Here is a 13,834-nt window from a genome sequence, read left to right as displayed (position 1 = left end):
TTCGTCGGTGGGTATTAGGCTTAAAATAAATTAGTTTTGGATGTCCTGTAAATATTATTTTACGGCTATTCAGCAGCGCATTCAGTCTTTGAATAAACCCGCTAAAAAAGCTAAAGATAAAAAACCTATTAGGCTGGCCAATTTCTGTAAACCACCTAAAAAGAATCACCTTCCCACTGCCGATTCTGTAGACCAAGGGCAGCGCTCTACAGGTGTTATTCCCTTTTACTGGCGCGATTATCTTGAGCTCATCGACTGGACGGGGCGAGCAATTCTACCCAATAAGAGCGGCGCCATCGCACTTGCATCACCTAAAATACTCAGGCGTTTGGAAATTAATTGCGATGACTGGCTAGAAAATATGCCCCGTATTGAAACCGATTTTCATCACTGTATTGGCCGCTGTGATTCCATAAAGCCCTGCGCAGAAAAACTCGATCAATGCTGGGTTAAAGGATTGGGTGCCGCTCGGCGATTGTTTGGTTGTTAGATACCACTTTATTGAACCCATGATGCAGCCCCCATTATGTTGGTGGGTTTATATTTGATGCCTAATAGGCATCACCTCAAGTAAAACCATCTCTTTTTCGAAAAAATTGTATTATTACTCAATCGTGGCATCTACAGTTTGAGGGCTTTCGTAGGTGAGGATTACTCTTAAAACAAATTATTTTTGGATGTCCTGTAAATATTTAGTTAGGCTTAAAATAAATTAGTTTTGGATGTCCTGTAAATATTCTGTTCTGTAAACACTCATAGGGATTAGCAAGTGAAGTATAAGAAATATCTAATGTGGGCAGGGCTAATCCTAACCATGTGCCTTGTTGGGTTAGTAACTACACAGCCTTTACTGATAAAAGCCATTTACGCTAAGTATAAGTCGACAGATCAATTTTTAACGTTTGAAGGTGACGCGCGTATAAAATACGAACAAGGAGCGGAGCAATATGCAGTTACCCTGAATAACAGCTTGGATGAAAGTCAAAAAGCCGTTGAAGTAGCTCTTGGGGCGAAATTTAAAAAGCCAATCAGTATCTATATATGCTCATCTCAAGATGTTTTTAATGAGTATGTTTATCTTTCTAAAAACGTTAGGGGAGCAGTTTACTGGGGCAAGCTATTTCTTTCCCCCGGGGCGTTTAACAGGGGCTCTCTTGCTAAATTAACTAAACATGAGTTAACTCACTATTTATTTTATACGCATCTAGGTGAAAGAGCGCATATTGAGGGCATTCCTCTTTGGTTTAGAGAGGGGATTGCCGAGTTCGTTGCTAATGGCGGTCCTAAGTTCACGCAAGGTCGAAGCATTCAACGTTTTCTGAGTGTTAAAGAAAGGGAGTCGTATTTGTCAGGGAGCCTAGACTTTTGGTTCACTACCGAAGATCCAAGTGATGCGGTTAGCAATGGTACGGTAAACTGGGTTTTATATAAAGTTGGAGCATTACTTGTGCACTACCTGCATGACTTAAGTCCTCAGCAGTTTGAAGAGCTAATAAAAAAGTTATTGGCAGGGCAGAGGTTTGAGAAAGCCGTTTATTCTGAATACGGGCGAGATATTCAAACATTAAGGTCTGAATTTACAAAATATATACAAAATGCACATTAAATGTAATAGCCATCATGAGATCTAGGTGGCTATTAAAGTAAAATAAAAAATAGAACACCCAGCACCCAATAACCGGTAATGTCTTACCTTACCCATCAGCTACACTTTTACAAAGTAAAAAAATGGTTGAGGGGTGTTTATATGGCGTATGCAAGCAGAGCGTTAAGTTTCTTTTGGTCAAACCAGCTGGTTTCATGTTTGCTCGCGTTGCATCAAGTAATCGTTTTAATCGGGGAAGATAAATGCAGCGGGAAAAATCATTTCACTATTCAGCTGCGTGCGAAATGATGGTCAGTAACGCTGGAGATCGCATTGGGGCAGCGGGAGCTGCCCCTTTAAAACGCAATTATGCAATACCCTAGCGCCGATGCTGATCAAGTGGTAGCTGCGCTTCGCCAATGCCATCGGCTACCATGCGGCTCATAATGCGTGCTCCGTTTTCTTGGAAGTGTGTACCATCAACGGTGCCGTTGCCGCGTAACAAAAAGAAATCCTCTGGGGTTGGCGCCGGGCAGATGGCCATTAAATAATCCACCGACTTTCTATTTAAATCTACCAATGGTGTGCCTGTGCTGGCGGCCAGTTCGCGCATGCCTTGGGCATGGCCACCGGTACCATTGCCGCCGGTACAATAAGCCGAGTTGCGCGGTGGTGGTGTGACAAACACTAGCTTGATATCACGACTGCGGGCACCATCGACATAGCGCTGTAGCCAGGTTTTAAAGCTTGTGGCTGGGTCGAGGTAATAAGGAATTTGCTGGCCATTGATTTGGTAGGTTGCCGACCTATGCCCATCATTCGTGCCGAACTGTACCAGTAGGTAGTCTCCAGCTCTGGCTTCGTCCCAGATTCTATCCAGGCGCCCTTCATCAATAAAGCGCCGCGCCGTTCGCCCGCCAACGGCATGGTTGAATACGGTGACTTGATCGTTGTAGCTCTCGTGTAACATTTGCCCCCAACCGGCCTGATCATTGGGGCTGGAGGTATCGTTATAGGTCGATACGGTCGAGTCGCCGGCGATAAATATCCGTACCGGGCCTAGTGAGTCGGTTACACGCACGGGCCGTTTAACCTGTGTTTGATCACCGTGAATATCGGTGACAGTTAGCGTGACAATATATTCACCAGCATCGTTAAATGTATGGTTAACGCTTTCGCCACTGCCTTGCGAGCCGTCGCCAAAATCCCAATCGTAGCCGCTGACTTCGCTTGCACCGGCATCGAAGGTGGCGGCTCGAATGGTGGTTGGAACCTGCGGCATTGCGGCTCCGCCGTCGATAATAATATCGGCAGAGGCACAGTTGCCTTGCTCAATGCCGTAGCCCTCAATTGTGAGTGAGTCGATATTCGCTAAGCCACCGGCGCCGGTCGCAGCATAACGGATAGTATTGCCACCGTAGGCTAAGTCGAGGTTAATCGTTTGTTCCTGCCAATTGTCCCACGCTTGTGTTGATGGCAGGCTGAGTGTTTCCATGGCTTGTCCGTTCACGCTAATTTCGCCATCGCGGGCACCAGCACCGCCATAGGCGTAGCGCAGTGTGAAGGTGTGTTGGCCTGGGGTTAGTACACGCACATGCCAAACAACTGCAGCGCCTATTTCGTTGTTGGCATTGGCATAACCTGCGCCGACAAAACCATCATGGTCGGCCTCTACTATGCCCTCTATTAAACACATGCCTTTTGACTGTTCTTGCAGGGTAACCTGCGTATTAAGCATGGCCATGGACGAGCTACTTGAGCTTAACGCGCTGCTCGAATTCGGCAGGCTACTACTGTGAGCCGTTTGGCTGGCCACAGGTGCCGAGCTGGAGGAATCCTGAGTAACGGATTGGCCATCGCACCCTGCCATTCCAACAAGTAAATTGAGTGTGATGGCGCCAAGCCAGAAGCCTCGGCGTGGGGTTTTTGTGGTGATGTTGCTTGCGGTGATGTTGCCAAAGTATTGCATTGAAATTTCCTTTGAACTTAATTGTTAGGAAGCAGGTAGTCAGCTAAAGACAAGCCCTGTGCGCCCAGTGCATTGGTTATTATTGCGGCGATGTCGCGAGCGCCCGGGGTATCAAAATGGGTGTGATCGTTGCAAAAATATGCCCCAACCTCGCCGCCTGTACTGGCCGACACATCGCCGCCTTCTACTGGGCAGAAGCCAAGCTGGTTGTAACGGTCGATGCCGAGCTGGTGCAGGTCAATTACCGGCAAATTCAGTTGTTCGCCAACACTTTTAACCGCATCAATAAAGCCACGGTTGGCAACAGCAGTGCTGCCACTGCAGCGGATCATCGGTGCTGGCGTTACCAGCACTGGGTTTGCTCCGCGGGCAATAGCTTCGTTTGCCATATAGGAGTAGGCATCACGGAAGGCGGTTTGCCCAACGTGACGCGGGCAGGTGCGCGAGCCATCATTAATGCCAAATTGTATGAATAGCCAATCACCCGCTTTCATCTCATTGAGCATTGAAGTCCAGCGCTGTTGCAAAACGGGGCTGCCGTTGGCGTAGCTAATGGCGCACTCACCGTCACTAGCCATTCGATCACTAACATCGTAAAGCCAGGTGCGCACACTGCGCCCGCCTACAGCTCGGTTGTGTACCGTCACTTTGTCGTTGAAGTATTCGGGGAGTGTTTTACCCCAACCTACAGGGCAGGGTGTTTGGCCATTGGCTACCGTCGAGTCGCCGGCAAGCCAAACAGCAATGGGCGCTTGAGCGGGGCACATGCCTGGCTGGGCTATGGAAGGCCCTTTGATGCTAAGGGAGTCTATATTGGCAAGCCCGGCCGATGTTTGGGGGGTAAGCGTTAGCAGGTGATTGCCTGCGTTTAGTGAGACGTTAAGCGTTTGCGTTTGCCAATCGGTCCAACCGCTGCCCGCCGGAAAAGCTAGGCTTTGGCTTTTTCCGCTGGCGGTAAACGTTGCCGTGCGATCTGTCGCGCCGCCGTTGGCAAAACGAATGTCTAAACTATAGTTGCCCGGCTCATCAAGTTGAATAGACCACGTCAGCGCCGCGTTTAGCGCGTTACTGGCATTGGCGTAACCATCCCCAGTGAAGCCTGTGTGATCGATTTCAATTGCACCATTGAATGTACAAAAGGCTTGGTCTGACTCCTCGATAAAGGTGATTGGTTGTGGCGCTTCGCTGCTTGAAGTTGACGAAATCGACGACGAACTGGAGAGCGATGCTACCGAAGAGCTAGCCGCTAAAACGGAGGACGAAGCATTAATTGCCGATGTTGCTTCGTGCTGTGCCCCAGTGCAAGCGCAAAGCGCCAATATAAAAGGCGTTAGCGTAAGGTATTTCATTATTGCCGCGTCCTAAATTCTATAATTGTTATGTACTAATGATTGGGTTCTTAGTTATTTACCCCGCTGATGTAACCTAATCAATCTATTCGCGCGCAATTAAAGTCGAGTGCGTCATATTTTTTCGGGTGAAAAATTACCGTGGCCATATGTGTAATTAAATGCGCATATTTGGCGGCCGAAAATGAGAATGATGCGATCAAAAATAGCTGATCCAATAAAAATAAAAGTACCGTTATGCCTAATAGTTTGAACGGACCTTGTTTAGAAGAATAATTGCAGAAGTTTCGCCAGGGCGACGTAGGCCGTTGGTGCAGGTTAATTATTTGGCGCGTTCTATTGTCGCGAGGTGATATTGGCGTTTGCAGTGAAATTGTAATTAGTTCAGGCCGAACCCGTCTGTTGCGTCAATCGCATACGACTACTAATTGTTTAAAAGTTTAAAAGTTTAAAAGTTTAAAAGATTAAAAGATTAAAAGATTAAAAGTTAAAGGGTATAGGACGTGGTAAATATTGTGATGAGGCGTTTAGCGCTTTTAAACTGGACGGATTTATTCCTGAAGGGCATAGCCGTTGTTGAAACTACGCCTTTAGCGTACACAGGGTAATAATTGCCCTGTATTGCGCCCCAGTCCTTCAAAATACACTCCCCGCTTTAACCCGCGCCATAATCCAGCTAAAAATAAACATGGCGCTAATTGATAACTAGCCCCGCTAGATAAACCCTAACGCTGCATTAACTTTTGGCTCAGAGTCGCTTCGCTGCTTCTATAGCGGCATTAGCAGCTTTTCTAGCGTCGTACTCAATTTTTCTGGATCTCACCTAGTGTTACTAGCATCAATCCGAAAAATACCCGTTCAAAGCTATAAATAACACTCTAAAAGCATCTGGGCAGAAAAGCTAATGCAGCGTTAGGATAGAGCCTGTAACTTGTCCTCACCATAAACATGGTATTGCAAAATATCTTTCCAGCTTAGAATGCCATCAATTTTCATATCGCCTTTAATTACGGGTAAACAGCTGATGTTGTTTTCGAGCAATAATATAGATGCCGAATCGATGAGTGTTTCTGGGTCTACAGTAATTAGCCGGGTAGACATAATATCGCTTACTTTTAGATTTAGTTGATTGCGATCTTCTTTGCGCTCTAGTTGCTGGCCTATAAACGGGCTTAGGTGTTTTAGTGTATCGCGGTCAGATATTACGCCTACCAGTCGCCCATGTTTTTCAACTAATAAATGCCGATAGGTTACATTTAAAAAAATATCATTTAATGTCGATAGGCAATCTTCAGGGGCAACAGTATGTACTTTTTTGGTCATAATATTGGCAACGTGCATAATTTATCCTTTATGTAGTAAGCACTAGGTGAGTGGGCTTATCTGCAATGTATGTTGAAACAAGTTAATTTTAAATCGGCGTTTTTCTTCGGTGCATTTCCAGCTTGCACCATCAATAACGACTTGCACATTTAGGTAGGCAATATTGTCGACAATAACTTGTAACGGCAGGTTATTGAGCTGTTCCGATGAATGTATTTTTAAATGACTCTCAAGGGTTGTAATTTGTTGTTGAATTAGCAGTAATGTATCTTCTATTTTTCGAGCCTTATCCAGGGTAACTTGGCCTACTCTAGTGGGGGCATTCTGGTTTTGTATTTTATTTAGAATACTGCGGAGCTGTTTTTGTTCATCATAGCGGCGCTTAATTTTTGTTTTTAGTTGCTGCGCTTCGGGGTTGGGGTGTTCTTGTGCGCCAATAATAATGTGTGTAGCTAGATAGGCATCGTTCCCCAGTATTTTTGCATGCACTCGCTGACCTGCGCGGCAAGTGCCGCCAATAATTGCGCCTTTTCCGCCATCTTGGCCCGCATTAATGCTATTTGCGGCTTGTATTTGGCATTGCATAATATATTCACGGGCGTGTACATTGGCTTGGCTGTGCACTTGGCATTGGTGGAAAAATTTGGCTTGAATGTCGCCTTTTGCCGTTAATGTGCAGTTGGCGTTATCCCCGTTAATTTTGGCATGTACGCCACCGCCGGCAATTATATTACCGCCGGCTTCGATGCAGGCTTGGTATATGCTGCCCTTAACAATAACATCGCCGGTTACGGCTATTTTGTAACCGCTATTAATATCTTGCTGAACATAAAGACTGCCATCGTAGTGGATATTACCACTGTGAATATCAACGGCTTTAATCGTCATTACTGGGTCAACGCGTACGCCGGTAGAGCTTATAACTGGGTGGCCTTTAATAGCGGCTTGTAATATGTTGGCATCATCAGGGCTTGGCTCTACCCCAATAAAAGGCTTTGTAAAAGTTTTGTTTTTACCGGGGTTAGCTTTAATGGTCCTGCCGGTAACCGTAATACCGGCTGTACCTTCGGTTGCGGGTATGCGCTGCATTAAGGCTTGACCTTGTTCTACAACGACAAATTCAAATATCTCGTGTTGGTCAATATTGGTGGCTTTGTTGGTGTCTTTTACCACGCTTAAGGCGCTTTTAACTAGGGGGACAAGCTTGGCATCTTGCCCGTGCTGTGGCGGTATTGCGTTAGCAAATATTATGTCTGCGTCCTTAGTACTATTTACGAGCTTAGCTATTTGGGTTTTATCGATGCAGTGACTGGTAATTTGTACTGCTTTAATTGCTTGAAGAATTTGTTCAAGGCTTAATGGGGCGCCGCCATAGGCGATAGTCGTTTGTGCGCGGGCAGACAGTTTATCGGCTGATACGCTAACGTGAATACTGGCATCGCGTTTTTCGGCTAGGGTGTAGTGGCCGATCTCGCCTTTTTTAAGTTTTTGCAGAAATCGTTCTATGCCGTGCTCAATAAAATAAAATTGCTCGCAACCTAGGGCTTTAATTTTCGGCTTTAAATGTTCGTGCGAAACAAACGTGCTGGCTTTTGCATGCACTACACCAATAAGTGCTTTTGCGCTCTGGTCATAGTGCAGGCGGTAGCTGGGCGCTGGTCTATTTGCGCTGGTTTCTGGCGGAGTATCGGTCATAACTCAATGTATAGTACATAAAGCTAAAACCTGCTGTTAAATCCCATGGCTTCTGCAATTGCTCAGCCTTAAGCTGGGTTTATCCGCCGTGTGGGCAGCTTACAGAGATACCTTTAACCCTAAAGGGTTGTTTGAGGTGGAAAGTAGCGCTTGTTGGTTTGTAAAAGCGGCGCCAAAAGCGTAATATTCGCAGCCTTTTTCTGCTTACTAGACCACTTGATGATGCTTAGCGACTTTTACCAACTCAATAATAATACTTTGTCTTTTACCCGCGAACAGGCTAGCCGGTTTGCAAAAGAGATCGCAGGGGATTACAACCCACTGCACAACGCCGACGCTAAGCGCTTTTGTGTACCTGGCGACCTATTATTTGCGGTTGTTTTATTAAGGTACGGCATATCACAAAATATGCAGTTCTCGTTCGATAATATGATTACAGAAAAATCGGTAATCACTTTGCCAGAGCCATCAGCCACACTGGCGTTTTCTGATGAGAGCAAAACGTATGTAACGGTGTCGCGCTCTGGCGAAAACAATACCGACCCTAGTACTATCGAAAGTATTATTAAGCAGTATGTGGCTTTTTCTGGCGAAGCTTTTCCTCATATTTTGGTACCTACTATGTCGGCTCAGGATGTGATGATAAATCCTAAGCGGCCGATGGTGATGTACCAGAGCATGTCGGTACACTTCGACCGCACCGACATTAAAAACCCTATTTTAGAGTCACTCGCTCCGATTTTTACTTCCGAAGGCAAGCGCGGCAGCTTCACATTACCCTTCACTTGGAAAGATGGCGATGAGGTTGTCGGAAAAGGTGAAAAGATTATGCTTGTTTCCGGTATTGTCGATTACGATAAAGCCGCAATGGATGAGCTTATCGAGCGCTATAATAGTCGGGTGTTGTAGGTTTTTGGCATAGGCTTAGTGCTATCGGGTGCGGGCCGAGCTATTCATCGCAGTTGCAGTTATAGCGCAGCTAATTTGCGCTGTTTTTCTGCATGCTTCGGGCGTTAACAGATCGTTTATTGCCGAATGGGAAGGTTAGCCCTTTTTTGGCCAAATACTTTTTTTCTGCAACATTTAGTGCTTTATGAAAGCGTAATATGCGTTCTTGTAGGTCTTTGTTGTCGCTGCCTGTCAGTTGGTTGAGTACCTGTATGCATTGGCCAGTATCTATAATCCAGTTAAGACGCTGCTTAAATAAAATTTCATAGTGTATGGCTATGCTGATTAATTCGCTTTCAGCTTTTTGGTTAACACCCAGTGCATTCAAAATAATTTCTCCACTATCCATGATTTTTATTCACCTATATATTGGCCTGTAACGGCGATTCTAGGTTGATGGCATTTCTAATACCATCGTTAACACGAATGTTTTACGAGCTTTTACAATTCGATTATGGTGGCTTGTAGTAATAAAGCTGAAGCTGAGTTGCACTGCGCAGGGGGCTGTAGATGATGTGCCCTTCGCCATATAAAACTATAGGGGTTAGGCATGAAACTACATGAAATGCATCGCTCGCATCGTGTTGGTTGGTTGCGGGCAGCGGTATTGGGCGCTAATGATGGCATTGTATCGACGGCCAGCCTTATTGTTGGTGTGGCAGCGGCGGGTGCTACACAGGAGGGTATTCTTCTGGCCGGGGTTGCCGGTTTAGTGGCGGGGGCTATGTCTATGGCGGCTGGTGAATATGTATCTGTAAGCTCACAATTGGACACAGAAAAAGCCGATATCGCCATTGAAAAACGCTCACTAGAGAATAATTTTGAACTCGAAAAACAAGAGTTAGCGGAAATTTACCAAGGCAGGGGATTGGGCCCTACGCTTGCCGGCCGAGTAGCAGAAAAGCTAATGGCGCACGATGCCCTAGGTGCGCACATTCGCGATGATATTGGCATTTCTGAAAGCGCGAGTGCGCGCCCCGTATTGGCGGCGCTGTCTTCGGCGGTCACCTTTATTATTGGTGCTGCACTTCCTTTGTTGGTAGCTTGGCTTGTACCAACGGTTGTATTAATAGCGGCTGTTTGTGGTGCTTCGCTCGTGTTTTTAGCGGTATTAGGTGCATTGGCTGCACGCGCTGGTGGCGCCGCTATGTCTGTTGGTGCAATGCGCGTCACTTTTTGGGGCGCGCTTGCTATGGTGCTGACTGCGGTTGTTGGCCACATTTTTGGTGTAGCTACTTAATGTGTGGCCGCAATTTGTTAAGGTGCTGTACGTGTTAGCCCTTTTTTAAAACTGCCCTTTAAGCACAAGTGCAATACGGCGATCGGCAACAAACCAGGATCGTCCCGTTGTTAATAATTCGTCATTTAAAACCATGCTTGTTTTGGCGACTTCGTTGGTTATATTTTTTGCTTGCACGCCCACTGTAAAATGGTTATTTATGGAGTAAAAAATAGAGCCGTTTAGCTCCCCTAGTGCGTCGAGCCAAATAGGCGCTTTGGTGGTGACATCACGCGTAGTTAATAAATACTCCGAGCGCCAGTTATACGATAAGTTTGCGCTCCAGGCTTCGTTTTCGTACATAGCTGTAATATTGACGATTTTATCTGATTGCCCTTCCAGCGGAAGCTTGTCGTAATTAACGCGAATGCCGGTATCCTCGTAGAGGGATAAATACCAAGATTCATTTTCAATTCTTTGCACGTTATTCGGTACGCTATTGGCATCGACGTAAGTAAAGGCAGACTGTACGCCAAAACCTTCAAGCATGCCGCTAAAAAAGTGCTGGTAGGTAAGCTCTAGGCCATCGAGCTTAGCATCGCCGCCGTTGCGTTTACTGGTAATGGCTGCGACTTGTGTAGCTTGGCTTTCTGGTTGGGTGAATTCACGGTAAATAATGCCAGGCGCAAAATAATTACTTAGGTTTTTATGGAAAATAGCGGCGCTTAGTTGGCCAGCATCAGAAAAGTACCATTCCAGCGAAAAGTCATATTGTAATGATTCCATCGGTTCCATAAAGGGATTGCCACCCTCGCCAACCCAGGCTGCGCCATTGGCATCTTCTGGCAGGCTCACGCTTTCGAGCAACTTGATATTATTGCCTTCGGATTCAACCGTGCGATAGGTATTGATAAATTCCCAGCTTTTAGGGTTTTCAAATACTGTTCTGTTGCGTACGTCGCCCATATCTGGAAATGCTACGGCTTTTGCAAATGCAAAGCGTCCAACCAGGTCGGGCGTTAAGTCCACTTTAATATTAAAGCTTGGTAGCCAAATGTTGTAGCGGGTTTTGGTATCTACTGGGCGAATAACTTGCTCGTACTTCCCTGTGGTTTTATTTTTTACAGAGCCAAAACTTCGTTGATCATCGGATAAATAGTAGTAAGGGTTTCTAACCCAGTAATTTTTTAATGCTTCTGTTGCTTGGTAGTAATTTTGATACTCACCGCTTGCTACTTGTTGGTTAAAATAAGCATCTACTGATTCTGGCGTTAAAGGTAGGCTTAAATTATCTGGCAGCGGGTATGTTTCACCTTGCCCGCCGGGATCTAACAGCGGGAATACAACTTCGCCTTGTGCTCGTCTTTGCATGGTTACGTAACGCAAACCAACATTACCGGAATAATTTAAGTGGTTGTTACCGCCAAAATCTAGCCGCGCAAATAAAGCGTGGCGGGTTTCTGTTGTGGTGTTTATTTCGTCGGGCGTAAACATGCCGTATTTGGCCTCTAGCCCTTCCCGTGCGGTAAGGGGCTGCCAATTATCGGGCGATACTCTGGATTGGCGTAAGTAACGCTCGGGGTTAACGCTAGATACAGAGCTAATTAAGGCTTCGCTGGCATGAATAGTTTGGTCGCCGGGAATATGCACAACATTGCCACCCATAAAGTTAGACCAATCTACCAGTTCTAGGCCATCTTGCTGAGATTCGATATCTGATAGCCAGCCAATGCCTTGGCCGAGCAAACCGACAAACCTTTTTTCCCAATTTGTTAAGGGTTCGCCGCGTTTAATTTCTTCTGCTGTAATTTCGGCTGCAACTTCGTCTGGTGTTTTTGGGGTCCAATCACCCGTATTACTGCCTTGCCATGATGGCGCTATTGCACCCCAGTTCCAGCCTGTGGAGCGCACAACTTGCTGCCGCTCGGCAAAGCGAATGCCTGCGCTGATTTTTTTAATGGCATTGTTGGCGTCATTAAATTCATATTCGCTATCTAAACGCAAGGCGATGGATTCACCATTTGAGCGCTCGTAGTGATCCATGCTCGATTGCCATAGCGATGAATTTAAATCTTGAAAATAATTGCGGTCACCGGCTGGGTCGCCGCCAAAGCCTGGGAAGCTAGGATTACCCTTTTCGTCAATGGCGTCCCAAATATTATTGTCTAGCCCGCCTTCTTGTGCATCGTCTTCCCGGGTAGCATCGCGTATGCCTTGCCAAGGGTCTAGGTAGTGTACGCTGGGTAAATTGCCCCTCGCGTCGAATTGCGTATTTAACCAAGTGGAAATATGAACAGATACATCGTCGTTAGCGGTTTTTGCGGTGACGTATTGTATATCGCTAATAAGTTTAAAATTTTCGCTGGGCTTCCACTCGGCTTTAAAAGAGGTATCTTGAACGTGTGATGATAAATCGTTTACGCGGCTATCCATAACATGGCTTGGGCCCCACTGTGGCATAACAAGGTGGCTTGGAACCCTAGAGTTGCCCGAGCGGCCAGTGCGAAAACCTGTTTTATCGGTGGTGAGAGTGCCGGCTAAAAATAGGCCGTCATCGTCAAGCGTAAGATAGGTGCCATCTAGCGGGCGTGTTTGTCGGCTGCCCAAGCGAAAAAATCCGCCGCTGTATTTTATGGCTTTTTCCACCCAGGTTAGTTGGGAGTCAGAGCTAATATATTCGAGGGTAGCATTAAAGCTATTATCTGGGTTTTTATACTGTAAAACGGCAGTCATGCCAGTACGTTGGTGTTCATCGGATTTGATAATAGCATTCGCCGAGCTGGGTACCCACACCGTGCCTTGTTCGTCGTCAGCAATAAAATCTGCAACGCGCTGGCCTTCGGCCCCTGGGTCAAACTGGGCATTAGCTGGGTCGCGCGGTAGTAAGTTCTTCGCTAAGGTTTCTAAATAGGTTGCGCTTTGTACGCCGTGCGATTCGCTATAGAGCTCTGATTTTACATAATTAATTAACAGGCCAAACTCGCCTTTACGGGTTGCAAAAGTATCGCTGTATAAACCGGAAAACGTCGGGCCGTATTGCCGCGCGAGATCCCCGTAAGAAACGTTGGTACTAAACGATAATATGCGTTCGTCTGAATCAAAAGGTTTGCGAGTATTTAAGCTAACTGTGCCGCCTAAGCCTCCCTCTATCATGTCGGCAGTTTGGTTTTTATAGACTTCAATACTACCCATAAGCTCGGGCGGCACATCTTGGTACGAGAGTGCCCGGCCCTGGTTGGCGGTGAAGGTGTCTCTGCCATTAAATTCTGAGCGCGATTGCTTCATTCCCCTTACAGTAACCCCCGACGATTGTGCGCTAAAGTGGTCTGGGTCGTTGCTGGCGGCAAAGCGTTCCATGGCAATGCCAGGTATGCGTTGCATGGAGTCTAAAACACTGTAATCGGGCAATACGCCGATATCTTCAGCAGATATTGCATCTACTAGGGTATCTGATTCCCTTTTAATTGCTTGCGCGCTAATAATGTTATTTTTTGCACCGATTACCACTGTTTCTTCTAATCGCTGATTTTTTTTGCCGGCTTTTTGTATTGTTGTGGGGGCATCGCCGGCGACGGTTTGTGCACCGTTGCTCGGGGCAGCGGGTTGCCCTTGTGCTGATAATGCAGGGCTGTATAACGCGGCGATAAAAATGGCTACCGAAGGGCGTAGGTAAAATCCCATTTTGAAGTTCAATGGGTTGTTATTAGGCATATCAAATTCTCTAACTTGGCATGTGCGGGCGTGGA

At 46.3% G+C, this 13,834-nt stretch carries 10 protein-coding genes; 4 read left to right on the top strand and 6 right to left on the bottom strand.

The window, feature by feature from the left end:
* Nucleotides 1-40 precede the first annotated feature (40 nt).
* Together MARGE09_RS20085 and MARGE09_RS20080 are read left to right on the top strand one after the other, a co-directional pair.
* Nucleotides 41-490, top strand: a complete 450-nt coding sequence (locus MARGE09_RS20085; protein WP_236984921.1) for a hypothetical protein — start codon at nt 41-43, stop codon at nt 488-490.
* Nucleotides 491-769: 279 nt separating this feature from the next.
* Nucleotides 770-1,606 (top strand): peptidase MA family metallohydrolase, encoded by an 837-nt coding sequence (locus MARGE09_RS20080; RefSeq protein WP_236984920.1) that lies wholly within the window; start codon nt 770-772, stop codon nt 1,604-1,606.
* A gap of 358 nt (nt 1,607-1,964) precedes the next feature.
* Here the strand turns inward: MARGE09_RS20080 and MARGE09_RS20075 are convergent, their stop codons facing one another.
* From MARGE09_RS20075 to MARGE09_RS20060, 4 genes are all read right to left on the bottom strand, one after another.
* The gene (locus MARGE09_RS20075; protein WP_236984919.1) at nt 1,965-3,554 is read right to left on the bottom strand and encodes a PKD domain-containing protein; all 1,590 of its coding nucleotides are present in this window, start codon (nt 3,552-3,554) and stop codon (nt 1,965-1,967) included.
* 17 nt (nt 3,555-3,571) lie between these two features.
* Complete coding sequence (locus tag MARGE09_RS20070) at nt 3,572-4,903, bottom strand: GDSL-type esterase/lipase family protein (RefSeq protein WP_236984918.1); 1,332 nt, start codon at nt 4,901-4,903, stop codon at nt 3,572-3,574.
* A 912-nt stretch (nt 4,904-5,815) separates the two neighbouring features.
* Entirely contained in the window at nt 5,816-6,244 is a 429-nt protein-coding gene (locus MARGE09_RS20065; RefSeq protein ID WP_236984917.1) for a CBS domain-containing protein, read from the bottom strand.
* A gap of 24 nt (nt 6,245-6,268) precedes the next feature.
* Nucleotides 6,269-7,921 (bottom strand): DUF342 domain-containing protein, encoded by a 1,653-nt coding sequence (locus MARGE09_RS20060; protein ID WP_236984916.1) that lies wholly within the window; start codon nt 7,919-7,921, stop codon nt 6,269-6,271.
* 150 nt (nt 7,922-8,071) lie between these two features.
* On the opposite strand from MARGE09_RS20060, the gene MARGE09_RS20055 reads away from it, so the two are divergent.
* Entirely contained in the window at nt 8,072-8,830 is a 759-nt protein-coding gene (locus MARGE09_RS20055) for a DUF3581 family protein (protein WP_236984915.1), read from the top strand.
* A 70-nt stretch (nt 8,831-8,900) separates the two neighbouring features.
* Here MARGE09_RS20055 and MARGE09_RS20050 read toward each other — a convergent pair whose 3' ends face one another.
* A complete protein-coding gene (locus MARGE09_RS20050) occupies nt 8,901-9,218 on the bottom strand; it encodes a hypothetical protein (RefSeq protein ID WP_236984914.1) in 318 nt (105 codons plus the stop codon).
* 201 nt (nt 9,219-9,419) lie between these two features.
* Here MARGE09_RS20050 and MARGE09_RS20045 point away from each other — a divergent pair, with 201 nt between their 5' ends.
* Nucleotides 9,420-10,109, top strand: coding sequence for a VIT1/CCC1 transporter family protein (locus MARGE09_RS20045; RefSeq protein WP_236984913.1), 690 nt, complete (start codon nt 9,420-9,422; stop codon nt 10,107-10,109).
* Between the two features lie 45 nt (nt 10,110-10,154).
* Here the strand turns inward: MARGE09_RS20045 and MARGE09_RS20040 are convergent, their stop codons facing one another.
* Nucleotides 10,155-13,799: a TonB-dependent receptor gene (locus MARGE09_RS20040; RefSeq protein WP_236984912.1), complete on the bottom strand. Its 3,645-nt coding sequence runs from the start codon at nt 13,797-13,799 to the stop codon at nt 10,155-10,157.
* Nucleotides 13,800-13,834: the final 35 nt, after the last annotated feature.

Origin of the sequence: Marinagarivorans cellulosilyticus (assembly GCF_021655555.1) — a bacterium.
Classification (GTDB): Bacteria; Pseudomonadota; Gammaproteobacteria; order Pseudomonadales; family Cellvibrionaceae; genus Marinagarivorans; species Marinagarivorans cellulosilyticus.
Note: the sequence above shows the minus strand (reverse complement) of the source record. Positions and strands in the feature narration are given on the sequence as shown.

Bases quoted from the DNA above. Each gene is read 5' to 3' on its own strand.
- MARGE09_RS20085 (WP_236984921.1), top strand. From the start codon at position 41: ATGTCCTGTAAATATTATTTTACGGCTATTCAGCAGCGCATTCAGTCT.
- MARGE09_RS20075 (WP_236984919.1), bottom strand. From the start codon at position 3,554: ATGCAATACTTTGGCAACATCACCGCAAGCAACATCACCACAAAAACC.
- MARGE09_RS20070 (WP_236984918.1), bottom strand. From the start codon at position 4,903: ATGAAATACCTTACGCTAACGCCTTTTATATTGGCGCTTTGCGCTTGC.
- MARGE09_RS20065 (WP_236984917.1), bottom strand. From the start codon at position 6,244: ATGCACGTTGCCAATATTATGACCAAAAAAGTACATACTGTTGCCCCT.
- MARGE09_RS20060 (WP_236984916.1), bottom strand. From the start codon at position 7,921: ATGACCGATACTCCGCCAGAAACCAGCGCAAATAGACCAGCGCCCAGC.
- MARGE09_RS20050 (WP_236984914.1), bottom strand. From the start codon at position 9,218: ATGGATAGTGGAGAAATTATTTTGAATGCACTGGGTGTTAACCAAAAA.
- MARGE09_RS20045 (WP_236984913.1), top strand. From the start codon at position 9,420: ATGAAACTACATGAAATGCATCGCTCGCATCGTGTTGGTTGGTTGCGG.
- MARGE09_RS20040 (WP_236984912.1), bottom strand. From the start codon at position 13,799: ATGCCTAATAACAACCCATTGAACTTCAAAATGGGATTTTACCTACGC.